Origin of the sequence: Streptomyces acidicola (assembly GCF_009377235.1) — a bacterium.
Classification (GTDB): domain Bacteria; phylum Actinomycetota; class Actinomycetes; order Streptomycetales; family Streptomycetaceae; genus Streptomyces; species Streptomyces acidicola.
Window position 1 is genome coordinate 1 of sequence record NZ_VMNX01000170.1, and the last position, 20,538, is coordinate 20,538.

19 protein-coding genes and 1 pseudogene are annotated in these 20,538 nt (G+C 71.7%); 11 read left to right on the forward strand and 9 right to left on the reverse strand.

Going from position 1 to position 20,538, the window contains the following annotated elements; genetic code table 11:
- Positions 1 to 74: 74 nt before the first annotated feature.
- Entirely contained in the window at positions 75 to 362 is a 288-nt protein-coding gene (locus FPZ41_RS32685; RefSeq protein ID WP_322621016.1) for a DUF5955 family protein, read from the reverse strand.
- 237 nt (positions 363 to 599) lie between these two features.
- Between FPZ41_RS32685 and FPZ41_RS32690 the strand changes: the two genes are divergently transcribed.
- Together FPZ41_RS32690 and aceB are read left to right on the forward strand one after the other, a co-directional pair.
- Positions 600 to 1,199 carry a nucleotidyltransferase family protein gene (locus tag FPZ41_RS32690; protein ID WP_152867224.1) on the forward strand — a complete coding sequence of 200 codons (600 nt, stop codon included), beginning with the start codon at positions 600 to 602 and terminating at the stop codon, positions 1,197 to 1,199.
- A 236-nt stretch (positions 1,200 to 1,435) separates the two neighbouring features.
- Complete coding sequence (gene aceB / locus FPZ41_RS32695; protein WP_152867225.1) at positions 1,436 to 3,070, forward strand: malate synthase A; 1,635 nt, start codon at positions 1,436 to 1,438, stop codon at positions 3,068 to 3,070.
- A gap of 3 nt (positions 3,071 to 3,073) precedes the next feature.
- On the opposite strand, the gene FPZ41_RS32700 is transcribed toward aceB, so the two are convergent.
- On the reverse strand, positions 3,074 to 3,355 hold the full coding sequence (locus FPZ41_RS32700; RefSeq protein ID WP_131560621.1) for a SelT/SelW/SelH family protein: 282 nt from the start codon (positions 3,353 to 3,355) through the stop codon (positions 3,074 to 3,076).
- Positions 3,352 to 4,266: a HipA family kinase gene (locus FPZ41_RS32705; protein WP_152867226.1), complete on the reverse strand. Its 915-nt coding sequence runs from the start codon at positions 4,264 to 4,266 to the stop codon at positions 3,352 to 3,354. The genes FPZ41_RS32700 and FPZ41_RS32705 overlap by 4 nt, the downstream gene beginning before the upstream one ends.
- A 301-nt stretch (positions 4,267 to 4,567) precedes the next feature.
- Here FPZ41_RS32705 and FPZ41_RS47415 point away from each other — a divergent pair, with 301 nt between their 5' ends.
- Positions 4,568 to 4,768, forward strand: coding sequence for a hypothetical protein (locus FPZ41_RS47415; RefSeq protein WP_194236285.1), 201 nt, complete (start codon positions 4,568 to 4,570; stop codon positions 4,766 to 4,768).
- Between the two features lie 101 nt (positions 4,769 to 4,869).
- Here FPZ41_RS47415 and FPZ41_RS32715 read toward each other — a convergent pair whose 3' ends face one another.
- The 3 genes from FPZ41_RS32715 to FPZ41_RS32725 form a co-directional block, all read right to left on the reverse strand.
- The gene (locus FPZ41_RS32715) at positions 4,870 to 5,565 is read right to left on the reverse strand and encodes a TetR/AcrR family transcriptional regulator (RefSeq protein ID WP_152867227.1); all 696 of its coding nucleotides are present in this window, start codon (positions 5,563 to 5,565) and stop codon (positions 4,870 to 4,872) included.
- Between the two features lie 106 nt (positions 5,566 to 5,671).
- Positions 5,672 to 6,049 carry a DUF2255 family protein gene (locus FPZ41_RS32720; RefSeq protein WP_152867228.1) on the reverse strand — a complete coding sequence of 126 codons (378 nt, stop codon included), beginning with the start codon at positions 6,047 to 6,049 and terminating at the stop codon, positions 5,672 to 5,674.
- 69 nt (positions 6,050 to 6,118) lie between these two features.
- On the reverse strand, positions 6,119 to 7,336 hold the full coding sequence (locus FPZ41_RS32725) for an FAD-dependent monooxygenase (RefSeq protein ID WP_194236286.1): 1,218 nt from the start codon (positions 7,334 to 7,336) through the stop codon (positions 6,119 to 6,121).
- A gap of 82 nt (positions 7,337 to 7,418) precedes the next feature.
- Here FPZ41_RS32725 and FPZ41_RS32730 point away from each other — a divergent pair, with 82 nt between their 5' ends.
- Together FPZ41_RS32730 and FPZ41_RS32735 are read left to right on the forward strand one after the other, a co-directional pair.
- Positions 7,419 to 8,150: a TetR/AcrR family transcriptional regulator gene (locus FPZ41_RS32730; protein ID WP_194236287.1), complete on the forward strand. Its 732-nt coding sequence runs from the start codon at positions 7,419 to 7,421 to the stop codon at positions 8,148 to 8,150.
- 290 nt (positions 8,151 to 8,440) lie between these two features.
- A complete protein-coding gene (locus tag FPZ41_RS32735; protein WP_322621017.1) occupies positions 8,441 to 10,012 on the forward strand; it encodes a translation initiation factor 2 in 1,572 nt (523 codons plus the stop codon).
- 30 nt (positions 10,013 to 10,042) lie between these two features.
- On the opposite strand, the gene FPZ41_RS32740 is transcribed toward FPZ41_RS32735, so the two are convergent.
- A complete protein-coding gene (locus tag FPZ41_RS32740; protein WP_322621018.1) occupies positions 10,043 to 12,160 on the reverse strand; it encodes a tetratricopeptide repeat protein in 2,118 nt (705 codons plus the stop codon).
- Positions 12,161 to 12,181: 21 nt separating this feature from the next.
- On the reverse strand, positions 12,182 to 13,666 hold the full coding sequence (locus FPZ41_RS32745) for an IucA/IucC family protein (RefSeq protein WP_322621019.1): 1,485 nt from the start codon (positions 13,664 to 13,666) through the stop codon (positions 12,182 to 12,184).
- A 128-nt stretch (positions 13,667 to 13,794) separates the two neighbouring features.
- Between FPZ41_RS32745 and FPZ41_RS32750 the strand changes: the two genes are divergently transcribed.
- The 3 genes from FPZ41_RS32750 to FPZ41_RS32760 are packed head-to-tail and all read left to right on the forward strand — an operon-like array spanning position 13,795 to position 17,492.
- Positions 13,795 to 15,291, forward strand: a complete 1,497-nt coding sequence (locus FPZ41_RS32750; RefSeq protein WP_322621020.1) for an IucA/IucC family protein — start codon at positions 13,795 to 13,797, stop codon at positions 15,289 to 15,291.
- A gap of 48 nt (positions 15,292 to 15,339) precedes the next feature.
- A complete protein-coding gene (locus tag FPZ41_RS32755; protein ID WP_152867231.1) occupies positions 15,340 to 16,620 on the forward strand; it encodes a VWA domain-containing protein in 1,281 nt (426 codons plus the stop codon).
- A gap of 14 nt (positions 16,621 to 16,634) precedes the next feature.
- Positions 16,635 to 17,492 carry a hypothetical protein gene (locus FPZ41_RS32760; RefSeq protein ID WP_228023135.1) on the forward strand — a complete coding sequence of 286 codons (858 nt, stop codon included), beginning with the start codon at positions 16,635 to 16,637 and terminating at the stop codon, positions 17,490 to 17,492.
- Between the two features lie 88 nt (positions 17,493 to 17,580).
- Here the strand turns inward: FPZ41_RS32760 and FPZ41_RS32765 are convergent, their stop codons facing one another.
- Positions 17,581 to 18,219: a winged helix-turn-helix transcriptional regulator gene (locus tag FPZ41_RS32765; RefSeq protein WP_152867233.1), complete on the reverse strand. Its 639-nt coding sequence runs from the start codon at positions 18,217 to 18,219 to the stop codon at positions 17,581 to 17,583.
- An 87-nt stretch (positions 18,220 to 18,306) separates the two neighbouring features.
- On the opposite strand from FPZ41_RS32765, the gene FPZ41_RS32770 reads away from it, so the two are divergent.
- The 3 genes and pseudogenes from FPZ41_RS32770 to FPZ41_RS32780 all read left to right on the forward strand — a co-directional run.
- Complete coding sequence (locus FPZ41_RS32770; RefSeq protein ID WP_152867234.1) at positions 18,307 to 19,515, forward strand: pyridoxal phosphate-dependent aminotransferase; 1,209 nt, start codon at positions 18,307 to 18,309, stop codon at positions 19,513 to 19,515.
- A gap of 127 nt (positions 19,516 to 19,642) precedes the next feature.
- A complete protein-coding gene (locus FPZ41_RS32775; RefSeq protein WP_152867235.1) occupies positions 19,643 to 20,251 on the forward strand; it encodes a histidine phosphatase family protein in 609 nt (202 codons plus the stop codon).
- Between the two features lie 78 nt (positions 20,252 to 20,329).
- Positions 20,330 to 20,538, forward strand: a pseudogene (locus tag FPZ41_RS32780) (hypothetical protein); the annotation flags it as partial.

A 20,538-nucleotide genomic window follows, 5' to 3' on the forward strand; every position in this document is an offset into this window, starting at 1 on the left:
GGTCCCCGGGCGGCAGCCCCCAGGGAAGGATGGGACGGGTAGGGGCGGCGGGGGCGAGAAAACCCACCCCGCGATCACCTCCGCGGCGGCCCCCCGAACAACTCCACCGCACTCCGTACATCGGCCAGCCCCTTCGTCAGGGCGCTGACCGAGCCGATGGAGCCCGCGATCAGGAGCAGGGAGCGGCGCAGGCGAGGGATCTCGGGGATGCCGCTGACCGCCATCGCGGCGAGGGCAGCGAGCTCGTCCTCGGCTATGGCCCGGTCGGGAAACTCGGCGGGATGCGCGGCGAGTTCACGGCGCAGCCGGGACACGGCGGTCTTCAGCTCCACCACCCTCGGGTCCTCGTCGCTGCCGGTCACCGGTCTCTGCCCCAAGCTCCGCAACACAGCCCTCCCCCTCACACGTCGCCCCGCGCGAGTACGTCTCCGTACGGCCCAACGCTCCCCTGGCGCTGGTCGGCCACCCAGAGATGCGGGCCAGTAAACGCCACCAAAAGCCGCGAGCGCCACCATGCGGACCTAAATTCAGCCCCCGGACACAGGACCGACCAGAAGGGACCCCGCGCACACGCGCGCCAGGTCGGGTATGCAGGGGGGATGACGGACGCCAATGACCAGGTCGCCGGACTGCTGCTGGCCGCGGGCGGAGGGCGGCGCCTCGGGGGTCGCCCCAAGGCACTCCTGCCCCACCGGGGACACCTTCTCGTCGAACACGCGGTCGGGGTACTGCGTACGGGCGGCTGTTCCCGGATACATGTCGTCCTCGGCGCCAAGGCGGGCGCGGTGCGCGAGCGGGCCGCGCTGCCCGGCTGCACGCTCGTGGACAACCCGGAGTGGGCGCGGGGCATGGGCTCCTCGCTGCGGGCCGGGCTGGAGTCACTGGCCGGTACGGGCGTCCGGGCCGTACTGGTGTCACTGGTGGACCAGCCGGGGATCGGACCGGAGGCGGTGGCGCGTGTGCTCTCCGCGTACGGGTCGGAGAGGTCGCTCGCCGCGGCCGCGTACGACGGGGAGAGGGGGCATCCCGTGCTCTTCGGCTCCGCTCACTGGGAGGGCATTGCCGTGACCGCGACCGGGGACCGAGGGGCACGCGCGTACCTCAAGGCCCACGCGGACGAGGTGACCCTCGTCGAGTGCGGGGACGTGGCGCAGCCGTACGACATCGACACGGAGAGCGATCTGGTCCACCTTGAGTGAGTGGGGTGGCACGGAGCGCCGCACTGCCTCGACCCGGAGAATCTCGACGTCAACAAATCATTGAACTTCCACCATGAGGAAACTAGTATCCACTGGTCAGATACTGATCAGGCACTGCCCGGCAGCGGGTGACCGCCCTCCAGGCACCGTCCGCCGCATCCGGCGTCCCTGGCACCCGGTGCCGGTGTCCGTGCCTCGGTGTACTCACGTCAGCTCGCTGAAGGAAGTGACAGGTCATGTCCGCACCAGCGCCGTCCCCGCTGGCCATCGTCGACGCAGAGCCCCTGCCCCGGCAGGACGAGGTCCTCACCGACGCGGCCCTCGCCTTCGTGGCCGAGCTGCACCGGCTGTTCACGCCCCGGCGTGACGAGCTCCTCGCGCGTCGCGCGGAGCGCCGCGCCGAGATCGCCCGCACCTCGACGCTCGACTTCCTCCCGGAGACCGCCGCGATCCGCGCGGACGACTCCTGGAAGGTGGCCCCCTCACCGGACGCCCTGAACGACCGCCGTGTCGAGATCACCGGCCCCACCGACCGCAAGATGACCATCAACGCCCTCAACTCGGGCGCCAGGATCTGGCTCGCGGACTTCGAGGACGCCTCGGCCCCGACGTGGGAGAACGTGGTCCTCGGCCAGGTGAACATGGCCGACGCGTACACCCGGAACATCGACTTCACCGACGAGGGCACCGGCAAGTCGTACGCCCTGCGCCCGAACGGCGAACTGGCGACGGTCGTCATGCGCCCCCGCGGCTGGCACCTGGACGAACGCCACCTCGTCGACGCCGACGGCACCCCGGTCCCCGGCGCGCTCGTCGACTTCGGCCTGTACTTCTTCCACAACGCCCAGCGCCTGCTGGACCTCGGCAAGGGCCCGTACTTCTACCTCCCCAAGACGGAGTCGCACCTGGAGGCCCGCCTCTGGAACGACGTCTTCGTCTTCGCGCAGGACTACGTCGGCATCCCGCAGGGCACGGTCCGCGCCACCGTCCTCATCGAGACGATCACGGCCGCGTACGAGATGGAGGAGATCCTCTACGAACTCCGCGACCACGCCTCGGGGTTGAACGCGGGCCGCTGGGACTATCTCTTCTCCATCGTCAAGAACTTCCGTGATGGCGGAGCGAAGTTCGTGCTTCCGGACCGCAACGCGGTGACGATGACGGCCCCGTTCATGCGGGCGTACACCGAACTCCTCGTCCGCACCTGCCACAAGCGGGGCGCCCACGCCATCGGCGGCATGGCGGCCTTCATCCCGTCCCGCCGGGACCCCGAGGTCAACAAGGTCGCCTTCGAGAAGGTCCGCGCCGACAAGGACCGCGAGGCGGGCGACGGGTTCGACGGCTCCTGGGTCGCCCACCCCGACCTCGTGCCGATCGCGATGGAGTCCTTCGACAAGGTCCTCGGCGACCGGCCGAACCAGAAGGACCGCCTGCGCGAGGACGTCCACGTCGAGGCCGCCGACCTGATCGCGATCGACTCCCTGGACGCGAGGCCCACGTACAACGGCCTCGTCAACGCCGTCCAGGTGGGCATGCGTTACATCGAGGCCTGGCTGCGCGGTCTCGGTGCGGTGGCCATCTTCAATCTCATGGAGGACGCGGCCACCGCCGAGATCTCCCGCTCCCAGATCTGGCAGTGGATCAACGCGGGCGTCGAGTTCGAGCACGCCGGGGAATCCGTGAAGGCCACCCCGGAGCTGGCCCGCAAGGTCGCCGCCGAGGAGCTTGAGAGCCTCAGGGCCGAACTCGGCGAGGATGCCTTCGCCGCCGGCAACTGGCAGCAGGCCCACGACCTGCTGCTCCAGGTCTCCCTCGACGAGGACTACGCGGACTTCCTGACGCTGCCGGCGTACGAGCAGCTCAGGGGCTGACCCTCACGCAGGTCTGTCCGAGTGGCCCAGGGACTTTCCCGGGGCCACTCGGTCGCGTACGGCCTTCTTCACGGCCGTTGGCTCCGGGAATCCCTGCTCGCGGCGGTCCCAGACCACCTCGTCGCCCACGCGGACGACGAACACGCCGCCCTTGCCCGGCTTCAGGGACAGCTCGGTCAGTTCGGCCTCGAACGTCGTGAGCAGTTCCTGCGCCAGCCAGGCGGCGCGGGGCAGCCAGCGGCACTGGGTGCAGTACTCGATCTCCACGCGCTGCACGTCCGTCATCCGAGGTGCACCGACCAATCCTGTCGGGCCGCGGGCTTGCCGTGCAGGTCGGGGACCCGCTTGAGCCAGTCCGGGCGTCCTTGCTGGGTCTGCGCCACGCGCAGGGCGCTCTCGGCGGCCAGTTGCTCGCGGCTGGGGAAGTCGGTCGGCAGCCAGCTCGCGGACGCCTTCACGCGCGCGCAGAGATACGCGACATAGGCGTCGCGCGCCTCGCCGGGCGTCGCGAAGCCGGAGTGGTCGCCCAGCCAGGCGTCGGGGACCTCGGCCACGACCTCGCGCAGCAGTTCCTCGGTGACGCGAGGCGCGAGTTCGGCGTCGGCGGCCCGTGTGTCGGGCCCGTAGTGGCCCAGGGCGTGGTGGCGGAAGTCGTACGCCTTGTCGGGTGCCGAGGTGTCCCAGCGGTGGTGGAAGACGAGGGCCGCGCCATGGTCGATCAGCCACAGGCGCGGGGGCACGGTGCCTAGGGTCGGCCAGATCATCAGGTTCGAGCTGTGCACCGTACGGTCGACGTTGACGGTCAGCGCGTCCAGCCAGACGATCCGGCCCGCCTCCAGCGGGTCCACGGGGAAGGTCTTCGCGATCTCCGGGGTGAAGTCCTTCGCGCCCGGGAGGTAGTCCATGCCGAGGTTGACTCCCGCGCTCGCCCCGTGGAGTTCCCGCACCTCCTGGTGGGGCTCGTGCGCGGCGATCTCCGGGTCGAAGTGCACGAGGACCAGCTCGGGAAAGCGCAGGCCGAGGGCCCGTGCCAGCTCGCCGACGATCACCTCGGCGACGAGCGCCTTGCGGCCCTGCGCGGAGCCCGTGAACTTCACGACGTACGTGCCCAGGTCGTCGGCCTCGACGACTCCGGGTACGGAGCCACCGGACCGGAGGGGTGCGACGTAGCGGTTGGCGGTGACCTCTCTCAGCATCTTCCAAGGCCCCGTAGCTCGTTTACCTTATATTCCACAACCAGCTCCAACGCGGCGCGATCCGGGAAAAGTCCCCGATCAGACCTGGGGAGGATCTGGGGAGTTTCGACCGGCACGCTCGTCCCCCTGTCTCCCCAGCAGTCCGTCGATGTCGGTGCGGCCCTTGCTTCCGGCCTCCGGCATGAAGTGAGCATAGTGACCAAGCGTGACATCCGGGAAGGAGCTCCCGAGCCATCCCGCCGGCGTCACCCACCGACTCCCCCGCCTCCAGCATGATCGACGCGTAGGTGTGCCGCAGCACGTGGAAGCCGTCCTTCGGTGCGGCCGCCCGGAAGGGGCGCCGGCCCCTCCCGCACTTCAGGCCGACACCGTCCTGCACGAGGGCCCTGAGGACGTCGCCGAACACGGCTTTGAAAGTCCCTACGGGGGCACGGAGTTCGACTTCATCCTCAAGACCCGCACCAGCCCCGACACCATCACGCCGAAGACCACGTCGGCATAACCCCGGGGACGCAACGGCCGGGCCGTGCCCGGCCGACCGCCGCCGGATCGTGGACGCACTCCCGACGCCATTGCGACGCGCCCCGACGTACGGCCCTGAGATCAGCTGCTCTTGCGCGGCGGCGGTGCCATGTTGCCCGCTGGGCCGGCCCGGAGCATGGCCTGGTAGAGGGCCTCATGCTCGGGCGAGGCGGGCAGGGGACCGCGGGCGGGGGCCGCGAGGGACTGGATCATCAGGGCGACGACGCGTCGCCAGGCGTCGGGGGCGGCGTCGCCGGTGGCGTTGACGACGCCGGCGTTGGCCATGTGGATCAGGACCAGATCCGAGGGGTCGAAGTCCTCACGCAGACGGCCCGTCGCCTTGGCACGGCCAATGAGCTCCACCATGCCCTCGTACGCCTCGTCACGTCGCTGCTCCAAGGCCTTGGCGGTGGGGAACGTCATGGTCAGCACGTCGGCGAAGCCGTAGTCGGCGGCCTGCATCGCACAGGCGGCCTCGATGTAGCCGACGAAACCGTGCCAGGGGTCGGGATCGCCGAGGGCCGTGGCGACAGCGTCGGCGTAGGCGTCCATCCGGTCGGAGAAGACCGCGGCGACCAGATCCTCCTTCGCGGGAAAGTGGCGGAAGATGGTGGCGATCCCCACGCCTGCCTCACGGGCCACGGAGGCCATGGAGGCGTTCAGGCCGTCCCGTGCGAACACCATGCGCGCGGCGGCGATGATCCGCCCCCGGTTGCGCTCGGCGTCACTGCGCAGAGGCTGGGCGACGGGAGCGTCGGGGTGGGCGCCAGGATTCATGGCCACCAGTCTAGCAATCGGATTGCCCTATCCAATTTCCTTTGGGGGGCGTCGCGGCCTTCTGCCACGAGCCGTCCAGCCCCGGCTTTCGCCTCCTGTGCCGAGATCACGGCTGTGGTGTGAGCCGCAGAGTGGTGGCTCTGGCCTGCTCGGCGACCATGGGCTCGACGTAACCGCTGTAGCGGCCGTACTTGGCACGGTAGGCGGCATCGACCCGGTCGTTGACGGCCGGATTTCCGACCTCGGTGAAGGTGACGTCCTTTTCCACGCCGCCTGCGGAGATGTGGCCCGCGTGGCTGGACTTGGCGGTTCGCCACCATGACCCCTGCGCGCCGCGGTACGAGCGCACATACACATCGTCGCCCTCGCGGACCACCCAGATGGTGGTCGGCTGTCGGAGAGTGCCGTCGGGGCGCCGCGCGGCGATGTCCAGTTCGTTGGCGGTGGTGATGCGATTCAGTTCGTCGGGATTCCAGGTAGCCATGTGCGGGGCTCCTTCATGGGGCGGGGGTGGCGGACGGTCTCCCCGTGGTGATTGTGCTCCTTCCCCGTCTCAGCTGCTCCAAGTGCGGGCCCGGGCCGGGGCCGGACGGGTGGTGCTGTTCATCAGGGCCTTGCCGAGCTTGGCGCCGACGGACGTGTTGGTCGCACGGATGAGGCCGCGGCGGGCGACGTATCCGAGCCTGTTGGCGGGCATGAAGAAGTGCTGCATGCGCAGCGCCTCCTTCTGGTGGCGGGTGACGAATGGACGCAGCCGCTGTTCCCAGTTGCCGAGCGCGGCGGACAGATCGTCGTGGTCGGTGAGCATGCGGGCCAGCAGTTCGGCGCCCGCGATGCCCATGCCGGAGCCCTGGCCGGAATGCAGGGTCATGCACCAGGCGGAGTCGCCGAGCAGGACCACCCGGCCCTGGCTCCAGCGGCCCAGGTGGATCTGGCCGACCTGGTCGAACAGGACGGACTCGGAGCGGCCCATCGCCTCCAGCATGGCGGGCACGACATCCCCGCCGAAGCCGGCGAACGCCTGGCGCAGCGCCTCGGAGGGCTTCTTGCGGATCTCCGCGGCGGGCCAGTCGGTCCGGTAGAGCAGGAAGGCGACCGGGGGGTGGTCGCGATAGCTGTTGATCCATGCGGAGCGGCCGGGAGCGGTGGCGACCAGAGCGTCGCCCTCGCGCATGCCGGGCAGCGGGCCGTCCATGACGCAGGCGGCCACGACGTGGTCGAAGTCCTCTCGGTAGAGGTCCTCGGGGCCGAAGACCAGGGAGCGGACGGTGGAGTGGATGCCGTCGGCACCGATGAGCAGGTCCGCGCTCTCCACGGACCCGTCGGTGAGGGTGACGGTCACCTGGTTGCGGTCCTGGGTGATGGCGGCGGGCCCGGTGCCGTAGCGGATCTCCACCCGATCCTGGACCGCCTCGTACAGGACGCGCTCCAGATCGCTGCGCAGCAGCATCCGCATCGGGGTGCCGTTGACCTGTTCGGGAAAGGCCAGCCCAGGTGTGAGGCGACCACGGGAGTCGACTTCGAACATGCGCCCCTCGGGGTCGCGGCGGTCCGGGAGCGAGTCCAGGAGGCCCAGGCGTTCGGCGGCGGTGTAACCGGGGCCGTTGAAACGGACGAAGTAGCCGCCGGTACGGCGTTCGGGCGCCCGCTCGATGATCAGGGGCTGCCAGCCGGCCCGGTGCAGGCTCAGCGCCGCGGCCAGGCCGGAGATGCCCGATCCGACGACGAGTGCGCGCCGGGCGCCCTGTGGGGGGAGCGACGAGGAGGTCATGCCTCGACCATACCCGCGATCGATACCGGATGACCAGTTTCGATATTTGGTCACGCAACCTGTGGGATGGGATGCTGTGCTCATGACCCTGGATCGCCCGGCCGCTTCCCCGCAGGCCGACAACGAACGCGCCGAGCGCATCCTGGAGGCCGCGCGCGAACTGCTGGTGGCGTGGGGCTACAAGCGGGTCACCGTCGACGAGATCGCCCGCCGCGCCCGCATCGGCAAGGGAACCGTCTACCTGCACTGGAAGACGAAAGAGACGCTGTTCACCGAACTACTGCGGCGCGAACTCCACGTGCAGCTCGGCACCGTCACCGCCGGAATCGAGCAGGACCCGTCCTCCGCCCTGCCCAGCAGGCTGGTCCGGGAGGTCTTCCTGCAGCAGGCTCGCAATCCCGTCGCCCGGGCCGTCCATGCCGGTGACAGTGAAGTCCTCGGCGCGCTCGCCATCACCGCGAGCGGGCTTCCCGTCATCCAGGAGCTCGGCTTCCACACCCTGCTCACCCGCCTCGTCGACGTATGGCGCGCGCACGGGCTGATGACCGTCACAGCGTCGGCCGCGGACCAGATCTACACGATCGACGCGGTGCTGACGGGGTTCATCACGGGGGGCATCGCCGTCCCCCCGGGCGAGGAACTCCCCCCGGACCACCGGGCGGACCTGCTCGGTCACACGATCAGAACAGCCCTCGAAACCTCCGCCACGCCGGACGAGGCCACCCTCCACGCAGCCGCCCAGGACGTTCTCGCCACCCTGGCAGCCGCACAGGACGTGCTCGCCGGGGCTCACCCGCGCTCGGCGTCCCACTGAGCGGCAGCGGGCCCGCCGAGGGTACGGCGGTCACTTCGGTCACTTCGCGCAGCACACCGGCCACCGTAGAACAGCCGCCGAGTCGGCCGGCCGGCGTTTTCCGTGGGCTCCCGCCCTGGGTACGATCGCGGACATGCCGCCCGCCGACTCCCACATACCCGGACTGACCTGGGCAAACGCCACCGCAAAGGCCCCCGGACAGACTAGGATGAACGCTTCCGCAGCGGGCAGCGGGCAGCGGGCAGCGGGCAGCGGGCAGCGGGCAGCCGGTTCGGCGGGTGCTCTTTCCCGTGCGTTCCGCGGCCGCCCTGCACCGGCTGCTGGACGTGCTACCCGTCTTCGAGGGGGACCACAGAGTGCGGCGGCTGTTCACGCTGGCTCCGGGGTCCGACTTCGGCGTGGACGCGCTGGCGGCGCTGGAATCGGCCGGGGCGCGGACGGTCCCCTGGGAGAGGGCCCTGGCGGAGTCGTACGACCTCATCGTCGCCGCGAGCCCGAAGGGCGACCTGGACCGGCTCGACGGCCCCGTGGTGCTGCTGCCGCACGGCGCGGGCTTCGGCAAGACCGTCAGCGGGGAGGGCGCCGCGGACTCGGCGTCCGGTCTCGACCCGGAGTACCTGCTGCGCGACGGCCGCCCCCTGGCCGCACTGCACGCGCTCGCCCACCCCCAGCAGATCACTCGGCTCGCCGAACGGTGTCCGGAGGCCGCCGCCCGCGCCACCGTCGTCGGTGATCCGACGCTCGACCGCATCCTGGAGTCCCGTACGCTCCGCGACCGCTACCGTGCCGCGCTCGGTACGGGCGAGCGTCGGCTGATCGTGCTCGTCTCGACCTGGGGCCCCGAGTCGCTGCTCTCCCGCCGCCCGGGTCTCGCTGAGCGGTTGTGCGGTGAACTACCCATGGACGAATACCAGTTGGCGTTGGTCGCCCACCCCAACACGCACAGCGACTCCGGCACGTTCGACCTGGTCGAGCGGCTGCCCCGCGAAGTCGTGCTCGCCCGGCCGCACGAGGAGTGGGCCACGCTGCTGATCGCCTCGGACGCCGTGGTCTCCGACCACGGGTCGGCAGCGCTGTACGCCGCCGCCCTGGACCGTCCGGTGCTGGGTGTGTACGACGGCGGGACCGAACTGCTGCCGGGCACGCCCATGGACCGGCTGCTCGCCTCCGTGCCCCGTCTGGGGCCGGCCGACCGGTTCGGGGTGACGCTCGCCGCGTACCGCCCGGGGGTCGGTCCCGCCGCCGCACGCGACGCCTTCGACGCGGGCGCCCAGGGTGATGCGCTGGACAGGCTGCGCACGGAAATCTATGTCCGTCTGGGGCTGCCCCGCCCGTCCGGGGCGGCGGTCCCCCGTCTGCTGCCCGTCCCCCGGCGGCCCGCCGGGCCGCCCGCGGCGTTCGGGGTGCGGGTCGAGCGCGCAAGCGGCGGCTTGCGCGTCGAGCGGCGCCCCGCGCGGATCGACGTACCGCCGCCGCACCACCTCGCGGCCGAGGCGGACGCAGCCGGCGTCCGGGCGGTACACAGCGCGGGGCTGCTGTACCGGCGCTGGCGGGAGGACTCCCCTGGTACGCCCGAGAGCTGGACTGCCGAGGCCCTCGCCTGTCACCCCGGCTGCCGGACCGCCGGGGTGATCCTTTCGCCGGAACGGTGCCTCGTGCGGCGGCGCGACTGGGCGGGCGGACCGCTGACCCTGCGGATCGAGCCGCTGACCGGACGAGGCGGGGCCGTCCTGCCCGACCCGGCGACCGTACTGTCGGCCGTGCACGCGCTGTCCCTGGAAGAGCTCGAAGCATCGCTCCGTTCGGCCGTCAACTGCCTTGTCGGAGCGCGCGGTTGGCGAGTACGGCCGGCCCCGGTGTGAGCCGTCGCCGATCGGCGGGTGGGAGCGCGTTCACCTCCGCGTGCCTCCCTGCGCGACCCGAATCCGGGCGGCTCTCTCGCGATGGGCGCGAGCGGCGGCCTCGTCCCCGGCGCGTTCGGCGAGGCCGCCCAGGGTGTCCAGGATGCGTGCTTCGTCGAACGTCGAGCCTCTTCGGCGCGCACCGGCGAGCGCGGCCTCGTACAACTCGCTTGCCTCGGCGGGCCGTTCCAGCCGTTCCAGCACCCGGCCGAGTTCGAAGCCGGTGCGGGCGGTCATGCGCTCCCGGTCGCCCGCCAGGGCCATCGCGTGCGCGCTCGCCAGCAGGTCACGGGCGCGATCCAGTCGGCCGAGGCCCGCGGCTGCCTGGCCGCTCAGGTGGGTGAGGAGCAGCACACCGTAGTCGTTGCCGATCCCGCGGTGGATGCTCAGGGACTCCTCGTAGTAGGGGACAGCGTCCTCCCACTGCTCCTGCACGGCGTGCAGTTTGCCCCGGAACTCCAGGGCCGAGGCCCGCAGTCTGCGGTCCCGTTCCTCGTCCGACAGTGCCTCGGCCGCGCTCACCGCGGCGGTCAGCTCCTGTTCCGCCTCCGTGAAGCGGCGCTGCTCCCACAGCGGCCGGGCGCGCTGGCAGCGCATACGGGTCAGGGCCGCGAGGTGTCCGGAGCGGGCGGCCGCCCCGATCGCGGTGCCGAAGGCGTCCAGGACGTCCTCGTAGTGCGGGTGGTCCAGGTAGTGCGTCCACAGCGGCTCGCACAGAGCCCATGCCTCCGTGTCGGCCGTGTCCTCGTACGCGAGCCGTACGCAGGCGTACAGCGCGGCGCGCTCGGATTCGAGCCAGCGCAGGGCCTGGCCCTTGTCCGCGAACCTGGCGTCCGGCGCGCCCGGCAGCTCGTCGGCCCGCTCGGCAAGCGTCAGGCGCGTTCCGGCGATCACCAGGTCGGCGAGCTGTGCCTGACGCAGGTACCAGCGGACGAGGCGCAGCCGTGCCGCCGCGGCCGACGCCGGGCTCAGGCCCTGGTCGGTCGCCCGCCGTGCCGCGTGTGCGCGGACGAGCCCGTGCAGGTGCAGATGGCCGTCGTGCACCTCGGCCAGGCCCGCGGCGAGCAGTTCCTCCACGGCGTCATCGGCCGCGTTCCGGTCCTCGCCGAGGAGGGCGACGACCGCGGCCAGGGCGAGCGGCGCGTCGGGTGCCGTGGCGAGGAGGCGGTACAGCAGTCGTCCCCGCTCGCTCATGTCGTCGTAGGCCGTGTCGAGTACGGCCTCGGTCTCGGGCAGCCCGGCCTCCCGCAGTTTCCGGCCGAACTCGTCGAACACCCTCACCAGTCGGCGCAGCGGGTGGCGCCGCAGTTGCTGTGCCGCGGCGGCCAGGAGCAGGGGCAGCCCCCCGCACAGGCGGATCAGCCGACGAGCCGTCTCCGGGTCCTCGGCGAGTCGCGCGCCCCCTGCCCGCTCGCTCAGCAGCCGCAGCGCCTCCTCGTCGGTGAGGGGTGCCAGGTGTACGTCCACGACGTCCGGGCGGGCCAGATCGTACAGCGGTGCGTGGCTCACCAGGACCGCCACGCTCTTCTCCGAGTCCGGCAGCAGGGGCACGGCCTCCGCCCCGGACCGTACGTTGTCGATCACCACGACGAGCCGGTGGTCCCGCGTCAGTTCCAGGTACCGGTCGGCGCGTTCCTCCACGGCCGTCGGCAGCCACGCGCCCCGCAGTCCGAATCCTCGGAGCAGGTGCGCGAGTGCTTCCGACACGTCCACGCCGCCGTCGCGCCGGTGATGCTCCAGATCGACGTACAGGACTCCGACCTGGCCCTGTCCCCCGCCCATCTGTTTCCGCAGCGTCCGCGCGACCCGGTGTCCCAAGGTGGTCTTGCCCACTCCGGCCAGGCCCCGCAGTGTGGCCACCAGCGGCCGTTCGTCGTCCTCCCAGGCGCTCACGGACCGCAGGAGCAGGAGCTGTTCCTGCTCCCGCCCCACGAAGTGTCCGTCGTCCGGGCGGAGTTGCTGCGGAGTTCGCAGGGCGGGTCCCTGTTCCGGCTGGTTCAGGTACAGCCGGCCGATGTACTTGGACTGTACGAGGGTGTCGATGTGTGCTTCTCCGCCCACGCTGTTGTGGGTGTCCCCGTCGTCCCGCGTCTGGTCGTCGTCAGCCACGCCGCAACTCTACGCAGCAGATCAACTGGGTGTCTGTCGCAGCGGGTTGGCCACGGGCCGGTACCGCGCGTCCGCGCCGTCCGCGGAGGTCCAGCGCAGCAGGAGGTTCGTCTTGCCGGGGAGGGTGGGGGCGTCGAGGAGGCCGGTGATCTCGGGGATCTGCCGGTGGCGCGCCAGTGCACGGCGGGCGACGGACCACAGATCCGGGTTCGGGTGGCGTTCGGCGACGGCTTCCGCCATCTCCAGCAGGTTGTTGACGACCAGGCAGTACACCAGGCGTTCCCAGCCCGCCGCACGGCCCACGTCCGGTACGAGTTTCACGCCCTCCGCGTCGCGGAACAGAGCCTGGACGGGTGTGCCGTCGGGGCCGACGGCGACCACGGTGTTCTGGAGGTGGGCTTCGAGGACGACTCCGTGGTCGTGGAACGCGCCCAGCGCCGGGGGCACGACCGCACGCAGGTAGGCCTCCCACCAGGCGACCGGGTCGGTGATCCGGTCGAGCGGGCTGCCGTCGAAGCCCTCGGCGAGGGCGGCGGCGAGGAGGGGCGTCGAGCCGGGGGCGAGGTGGGTGCGCAGGCCGTCGCGGACGAGGACGGCGAGCTCCTCGAAGGCGAAGTCGGCGGTCCGGTAGCCGCGGTCGCTCAGCCAGGCGCCCGGCAGCTCCGCGAACGCCGTCGTGACCGCCGTGTCCGTACGGCGCAGCTTCAGCAGGTCGTGCCGCCACAGCCGGCGCACGTCGTTGGTGATCCGCACGTCCAGGCTGAACTTGAGGAAGAGGTCGTCCTGAGGGGTGTACACGGTGCGGATGGCCGCCGTGGGGCGTACCGGGGCGGGTGTACGGCCCAGCCGGACGAGCCGGCCGTCCGCGAAGGCGGGGGCCAGGTCCTGCGCGACGAGGTCCAGCTGCCAGGGGTGGGCGGGCAGCAGACGGTAGCCGGGCGGGGCCGCCCCCAGGGCGTCCAGGGCCGTGGTGTCGCCCTCCTCCACGACCGTGTCCTCGCGCACGCCCAGCAGCGTCAGCGGGAAGGCGGCGTACGCCTCGGGCGCGTACGGCAGCCAGGCCGCGACCGGGCCGCCGCCGCGTGCCTTGGGCGCCGGGTGGTGGGGGTGCCCGATGACGAGTGACTGTTCGGAGCGGAGGTAGGGGTCGGCGGGTGCCGTGGCGTGGGCCCGGGCGGTGAGGAGGGCTGCCACGGCGTCGCGGCTGTCGAGCATCTCGGCGGGCAGTTCGGAATTGGACAGTCCGGTGAACAGGCGGAGTTCCTCGGCGGTGAGTTTGACGAGCTCGGGATGGGTGAGCCGATACCAGGACCCGGCCGTGCGCAGCTCGGGCTCCGTGGGGCGGCGCGTGCCGCGTACACGGAGGAGGCGGCCGCTGGCGCGGAGCCGGTACACGCCGTCCTCGACGCGCTCGGCCGCCTCCCGCAGCAGGCAGTTCAGCAACGGTGCGGCGGCACGGGCATCGGCGAGGGTGCCGAGGTCGTCACGGGGGTGGTTGCCGTCCACGGGGGTCCATTCGCTCCATACGATGCACTCCTGACCAGTATGTCTGCCCTCACCATTGGCGGCGAAGCCGTGCGGGCAGAGGTCGTACGCCGTCCTGTCACCGTCCCCCGTACCCGAGGAGCCCGCTCGTGCACCGTCGTCCGACGTCCGATGCCGAGGCCGCGCTCGGTGCCGAGCTGTACGCCGTACGCCCCGGCCTGACGCGGCCGTACGCGGCGGAGCTCCCCGGTGCCCGGGCGGCCGTGCTGTCGCGGCTGTGGCGGGGGCTCGCCCATGAGCCGCTGCCGTGGATCACGCGCCGTGAGGCGGGCCGTGAAGGTCTCACGCTCCACCTCGCCGACGGCCGCCGGCTGCACGGCCCGCCCGCGGATCCGTACGCCACCGCCGCGTACGTCTACGAGGTGCGGCTCGACGACATACCGTACGACCGTCCGGCGCGGCTCATGACCGCGCTGGCCGTCCCGCACGGTGCCGCCTTCGCAGCCGAACTCGATCACAGCGCGGCGTCCCTGGCGCTGTCCCGCGCGAACCAGACCCCCGCCGAGCCCCCGGTGACGAGCCGGGAGTGGGAGCAGGGGGTGGTCGATGGTCACCCCTTCCACCCCAACTGCCGCTCCCGGCCCGGATTTTCGGCGGCCGAGCAGCTCGCGTACGGGCCGGAGCACCGGCCGCTCGTACGGCTGGGGCTGGCCCCGGTGAACGACTGTCTGGTGGTCGGCGCCTGGCCGGAACGGTTCCGTGACGGTGGGCGCGTGCTGATCCCGGTCCATCCCTGGCAGGCGGCCCACGTGCTCAAGTCCCGCCAGGAGGAGGGGATCACGGCCCATCCGCTGATGTCGCTGCGCACGCTCGCCCTCCCCGACGACGGTCCGCACGTCAAAACGGCCCTGAGCACCCGGCTGACCTCCGCCGTGCGGGACATCTCGGTCTACTCGATCGAGACATCGGCGACGGTCTCGGCCTTCATGGAGCGCATCGCCGTCCGCGCGGACGGTCTGCTGCACATCACCCGCACCCTGGGCGCGGTCGCCACGGGTTCCCCTGCTCTGTCGGCGGTCGTGCGCGAGTCGCCGGATGCGTATGCGGACTCGGACGGCGGCGAACGCGTCGTCCCGGTGGCCGCGCTCGCGACGACCGGTCTGCCCCGGTCGCCCTCGTGGCTGGCCGACTTCACCCGTCTCACGCTGACGGTCTGCCTCCGGCTGCTCGACCTGGGCGTGGCCCTGGAGGCACACGGTCAGAACCTGCTCGTGGTCCTGTCCCCCACGAGTGCCCCCGTGCGCCTCGTCTACCGCGACCTGGCCGACATCCGGGTGAGCCCGGCCCGGCTGGCCCGGCACGGTGTCCCGGTCCCGGAACTGACCGGCCGGATCGTCACGGACGACGAGACGACGTTGCGCCGTAAGCTGTTCGGCTCCCTGGTCGCGGGAACCCTGGGTGCGACGGCCGGTTCGATGCCGGCGCTCCGCGAAGCGCTCTCCGCCGTCGTACGGGACCTGCCGCGCACGCTGGACCTCGGGACGCTGCTGGACGGTCCGGTGCCCACGAAGGCGCTGACGCTGATGCGGCTGTCGCCCGAGCGGCCGGGGGACAGCTGGGCCGAGCTACCGAGCCCCCTGATCTGAGCGATCACTCGTTTGTAGCCCACCCCTCCTGCTCAATAAGATCCGCCGATGATCACAAGACAACGGTTGGCGGCGGGCGTCTGCGCCCTGCTCGCCGCCCTGGCGGCCGGGATCGCCGTCCCGACCACGGCCCTGGCCGACGAGACGACGGCCCAGGACCCGCCCAAGGTCGACCTCGTGCTCGACGTCAGCGGCTCGATGCGGGCACGGGACATCGACGGCGACTCGCGCATGGCCGCGGCGAAGCAGGCGTTCAACGAAGTGCTCGACGCGACCCCGGAGGACGTTCAGCTCGGCATCCGCACCCTGGGCGCCGACTACCCCGGTGACGACCGGAAGACGGGCTGCAAGGACACCGCGCAGCTCTACCCGGTCGGCCCGCTCGACCGCACCGAGGCCAAGACCGCGGTCGCCACGCTCACACCGACCGGCTGGACCCCGATCGGTCCCGCGCTGCTCAAGGCGGCCGACGACCTGGAGGGCGGCAACGGCTCCAAGCGCATCGTGCTGATCAGCGACGGCGAGGACACCTGCGCCCCGCTCGACCCGTGCGAGGTGGCCCGCGAGATAGCGGCGAGGGGCATCGGCCTCACCATCGACACGCTCGGCCTGGTGCCCAACGCGAAGCTGCGCGTCCAGCTCAGCTGCATCGCCGAGGCGACCGGCGGCACGTACACCTCGGTGGAGCACGCGGACGAACTCACCGAACGCGTCAACCAGTTGGTGGACCGCGCCGCCGAACCGGTCGTGGTGCCGAAGGGCGTGGAGGGCGCCGGCGCGTGTGCCAAGGCACCGACCCTTCAGTCCGGCCTCTACACCGACCGTGAGGAGTTCGGGCAGCAGCGCTGGTACCGGGTGGACGTTCTGCCGGGCCAGGAGCTGCGCGCCTCGGTGAGCGTCGCGGCGGACCGCCGGGTCGACCCGTCGTACGGTCTACTGCTGCGCGCGGTGACCGTGCACGGGCGGGAGATCGTGCGCGGCGAGGCCGCGGGCAACGGCCGGACCGACGCGCTCTCGACGGGTCTGCGCTATCCGAAGGCCGAACTCGACGACGACGTGGAGGACGACGTCAAGCCCGCGGCCGAGACCGTGTGCCTCCAGGTCACCAACTCCTTCTCCCCGGCCGCCGGTGTGAAGACGACGCCCGGACTGCCCCTCGAATTGACGATCGACGTCGTGGACGGGCCCGGCGGGTCGAGCGACGTGGCCTCGTTCGGTCTCGGGCGCGGCTGGTGGCTGCTGGGTGTGCTGGTGCCGGCCGGTTTCCTGGCGGGCGTGCTGTGGGGCTGGCTGTCGCGCTGGCGGGTCGCGGTCTGGAGGACCAACTGATGCGGACGATACGGATGAGACGGACCACACGCGGAATGCGGACGGCTGCCGGAGCGGTGACGGCCGGTGTGTTCCTGCTGCTCGGCGGCACCATGTCGCCCGCCGTCGCCGACTCCTCGCCCTCCGCGAGCCCGTCGGACGACGGTTCGGACGGCGGTGACGCGCCGACCGAGGCGGGCACGTCCTTCCGTACGGCGACGGAGATCGAGCAGGGGCAGAAGGCGACGGCGAGCGCCTCCACGGGCGACTACCTGTACTGGTCGTTCCCCGCGGACGCGGGCGGGCGGCCCACCGTGAAGGCGACGGTGAAGCTGCCGGACTCCGCGCGGTCCTCGGCCACCTGGCAGATCGACGTGTACGACGGGCTGCGGCGCCGTCAGGCCTGCCAGTACGGAGCACAGACGCGTGTCGCCGGGGCGGACGCGGGGTCGGTCGACCTGTCCTGCACCCTGCGCACGGTGCGCGCCTGGTCGGAGCAGTGGGCGAACGACCCGCTGCCGGGGACGTACTACGTCCGGCTGACCGCCACGGACCTGGGAACGGCCGACCTGGGTGTGCCGGTGAACGCGGAGATCCAGGTCGACTCGAAGCACATCGGCGGTTCGGCGGCGGTCGACGGCTCACTGGCGGAGCCGCTGGTGCCCGGGATCGCCATGACCACCGAGGAGTCCGACGAGGCCGAGGGGTCGGACGACTCGCCGACGGCCGTGCTGTCCTCGCTCGAACCCGACGACGGCTGGGCCTCCGGATGGTGGTCCGACCGCTGGGTGTGGACCGCGGTGGGCGGCATGCTCGCGGCCCTCGCCGGGGTCGGCGGGTACGCGCTGACACGGGGGTCGGGACGGCCTTCACAGGTGCCGCCCGGCGCCTGACCTGCACCGTCCGGCTGAGGGCTGCGCCCCTTTGGGTGGCCCGCCGAACCCTGCCGGTTCGGCGGGCCACTCCCCGTCGAGGCGGCACTCACGCCTCCCGCAACTCCTTGGCCAGTGCGCCCTCCCCCAGCACCTCCACACGCCCCTCACGCACCGCCTCCGGGAGACTCAGTTCCCCTCGGGCCACCGCCTCGCAGGCCGCCGCGTCGAAGGACAACCGGGCGTCCGGCTCCTCCGGCGCCGGCCCGTCCCCGTACACCGGCCCGTCCTCGTCACCGGCCCACAGGTGGAACTCCCCCTCCTCCAGCCGCACTTCGACGAGTCCGGTGCCCGCGCCCGCGTCCCGCAGCACCCGCGACAGCGGCAGCGCGAACCAGTGCGCCCGTACGGCGTCGGTGGCCCGCCGCTCCCCCAGCAGGGGGGCGCCCCACTCGCCCAGCGCCTGGAGCACGGGCAGCAACTCCCGTCCGTGGCCGGTGAGTTCGTACACGTACGCCGCGCCCGGCGGAGGCAGCCGGCGCCGGGTCGTCAGGCCGTCGCGCTCCATGTCCTTCAGCCGGGAGGCGAGTACGTCCGTGCTGACACCCGGCAGGTCCGCGTGCAGGTCGGTGTAGCGGCGAGGTCCGGCCAGCAGTTCCCTGACGATCAGGAGGGTCCAGCGGTCACCGACGACGTCGAGTGCCCGGGCGGCGGAACAGTACTGGTCGTAGCTTCGGCGAGGTGACATGCGACGCAGTGTAGACATGTTGTTGGACTTTCCAAGCTGCTACTTGGTAAAACCAAGCAACACCACATACCGGAGGGGCGAGAGCGCATGGAGTTCCGGCAGTCGAACAAGCTCAGCGAGGTCTGTTACGAGATCCGGGGCCCGGTGATAGAGCACGCCAACGCGCTGGAGGAGGCGGGCCACAGCGTGCTGCGCCTGAACACCGGCAATCCCGCGCTCTTCGGCTTCGAGGCGCCCGAGGAGATCCTCCAGGACATGATCCGGATGCTCCCCCAGGCGCACGGATACACGGACTCGCGCGGCATCCTCTCCGCCCGCCGTGCCGTGGCCCAGCGGTACCAGAACCTGGGCCTGGAGGTCGGCGTCGACGACGTCTTCCTCGGCAACGGCGTGTCGGAGCTGGTGTCGATGGCCGTGCAGGCGCTGGTCGAGGACGGGGACGAGGTCCTGATCCCCGCGCCGGACTTCCCCCTCTGGACCGCCGTGACGACGCTCGCGGGCGGCAAGGCGGTCCACTACCTGTGCGACGAGCAGGCGGAGTGGTACCCGGACCTGGCGGACATGGAGTCGAAGATCACGGACCGCACGAAGGCCGTGGTCATCATCAACCCGAACAACCCCACCGGAGCGGTCTACCCGAAGGAGATCGTCGAGGGCATCCTCGACCTCGCCCGCCGCCACGGTCTGATGGTCTTCGCCGACGAGATCTACGACCAGATCCTGTACGACGACGCCGTGCACCACTCGGCCGCCTCCCTGGCCCCCGACCTCGTGGTCCTCACCTTCTGCGGCCTGTCGAAGACGTACCGCGTGGCGGGCTTCCGTTCCGGCTGGCTGGTGATCACCGGCCCCAAGCAGCATGCCAAGGACTACCTGGAGGGCCTGACCATGCTGGCCTCCATGCGGCTGTGCCCCAACGCCCCCGCCCAGTACGCCATCCAGGCCGCGCTCGGCGGCCGCCAGTCCATCCGTGACCTCACCGCGCCCGGCGGCCGCCTCCACGAACAGCGCGACCGCGCCTGGGAGAAGCTCAACGAGATCCCGGGCGTGTCGTGTGTGAAGCCCAAGGGCGCGCTGTACGCGTTCCCCCGGATCGACCCGAGCGTGCACAAGATCCACGACGACGAGAAGTTCGTCCTGGACCTGCTGCTGCGGGAGAAGATCCAGGTCGTGCAGGGCACCGGCTTCAACTGGCCGACCCCCGACCACTTCCGCATCCTCACGCTCCCCCACGTGGACGACCTGGACGCGGCGATCAGCCGGATCGGACGCTTCCTGAGCGGATACCGGCAGTAGGCGTCCCAAGGAGTCCCCGTCCTCCGGGGTCCCCAGGGTTCCCCGAGGCGGGGAATGCCGGCGCCCGGCATCCTGTTGGTGATCATGGGTCGATCACCGACCGGAGGGCGAAGGGAGGAGCGCGGCCATGGGTGACCTGCTTCTGGTGCGGCACGGCGCGACCGCATGGTCACTGTCCGGACAGCACACGAGCTGGACGGACCTCCCGCTCACCGACGAGGGCCGGACTCAGGCGCGCGAGGTGGCGCCGCTCCTCCGCTCGGAGCGGATCGGCACCGTCTTCGTCAGTCCGTTGAAACGGGCCCGGGAGACGGCCGATCTGGCGGGCCTGGCGCGGCTGTACGACGTGCGGGTCGACGCGGATCTGAGCGAGTGGGACTACGGCGCGTACGAGGGCGTCACGACCGCCGAGATCCACCGCACCCGGCCCGACTGGTTCCTCTTCACGGACGGCGTCGCACCGGGACCGCCCGAGCACCCCGGGGAGAGCCCGGAGGAGGTCGGGGCGCGGGCCGACCGCATGCTGGCCAAGGTGCGGGCCGCCGCGGCGGACACCGAGGACAGCGTGGCGCTGGTGGCCCACGGGCACTTCCTGCGGGTCCTGACCGCGCGGTGGCTGGGGCTGCCGCCGTCGGGCGGTGCGTTCTTCCAGCTCGGGACGGGCACGGTCAGCCGACTCGGCACGGAGCACGGGCGTCCGGTCGTCGCCGGGTGGAATGTCAGAGCCGCCTCGTAGTCTCGGCAGCAGGGGTGGGAGGAGCGGAAGGCGCTCCATCAGGGGCTCGCAGGGGCTCCCCCGGGGAAGGAGTGTGCCGTGACACGACCGCCGACCGCCGCCCAGCGCCGGGTCATCGACGCAGCCGACCCCGTGACAGGCCGGTTGAAGGGCACGGAGGCGCAGCTCGCCGCGCTGGTCAAGCGGGGCCTCGCCTTCCGGCACCCCCGCCCGCCGCACGACCACTTCCTGACTCCGGCCGGGCACCGCATACGCGAGGCGCCCCCCGAGCCGAGCGCGCCCACGCC

Bases quoted from the DNA above. Each gene is read 5' to 3' on its own strand.
- FPZ41_RS32690 (WP_152867224.1), top strand. From the start codon at position 600: ATGACGGACGCCAATGACCAGGTCGCCGGACTGCTGCTGGCCGCGGGC.
- aceB (WP_152867225.1), top strand. From the start codon at position 1,436: ATGTCCGCACCAGCGCCGTCCCCGCTGGCCATCGTCGACGCAGAGCCC.
- FPZ41_RS32700 (WP_131560621.1), bottom strand. From the start codon at position 3,355: ATGACGGACGTGCAGCGCGTGGAGATCGAGTACTGCACCCAGTGCCGC.
- FPZ41_RS32705 (WP_152867226.1), bottom strand. From the start codon at position 4,266: ATGCTGAGAGAGGTCACCGCCAACCGCTACGTCGCACCCCTCCGGTCC.
- FPZ41_RS32715 (WP_152867227.1), bottom strand. From the start codon at position 5,565: ATGAATCCTGGCGCCCACCCCGACGCTCCCGTCGCCCAGCCTCTGCGC.
- FPZ41_RS32720 (WP_152867228.1), bottom strand. From the start codon at position 6,049: ATGGCTACCTGGAATCCCGACGAACTGAATCGCATCACCACCGCCAAC.
- FPZ41_RS32725 (WP_194236286.1), bottom strand. From the start codon at position 7,336: ATGACCTCCTCGTCGCTCCCCCCACAGGGCGCCCGGCGCGCACTCGTC.
- FPZ41_RS32730 (WP_194236287.1), top strand. From the start codon at position 7,419: ATGACCCTGGATCGCCCGGCCGCTTCCCCGCAGGCCGACAACGAACGC.
- FPZ41_RS32755 (WP_152867231.1), top strand. From the start codon at position 15,340: ATGATCACAAGACAACGGTTGGCGGCGGGCGTCTGCGCCCTGCTCGCC.
- FPZ41_RS32760 (WP_228023135.1), top strand. From the start codon at position 16,635: ATGAGACGGACCACACGCGGAATGCGGACGGCTGCCGGAGCGGTGACG.
- FPZ41_RS32765 (WP_152867233.1), bottom strand. From the start codon at position 18,219: ATGTCACCTCGCCGAAGCTACGACCAGTACTGTTCCGCCGCCCGGGCA.
- FPZ41_RS32770 (WP_152867234.1), top strand. From the start codon at position 18,307: ATGGAGTTCCGGCAGTCGAACAAGCTCAGCGAGGTCTGTTACGAGATC.
- FPZ41_RS32775 (WP_152867235.1), top strand. From the start codon at position 19,643: ATGGGTGACCTGCTTCTGGTGCGGCACGGCGCGACCGCATGGTCACTG.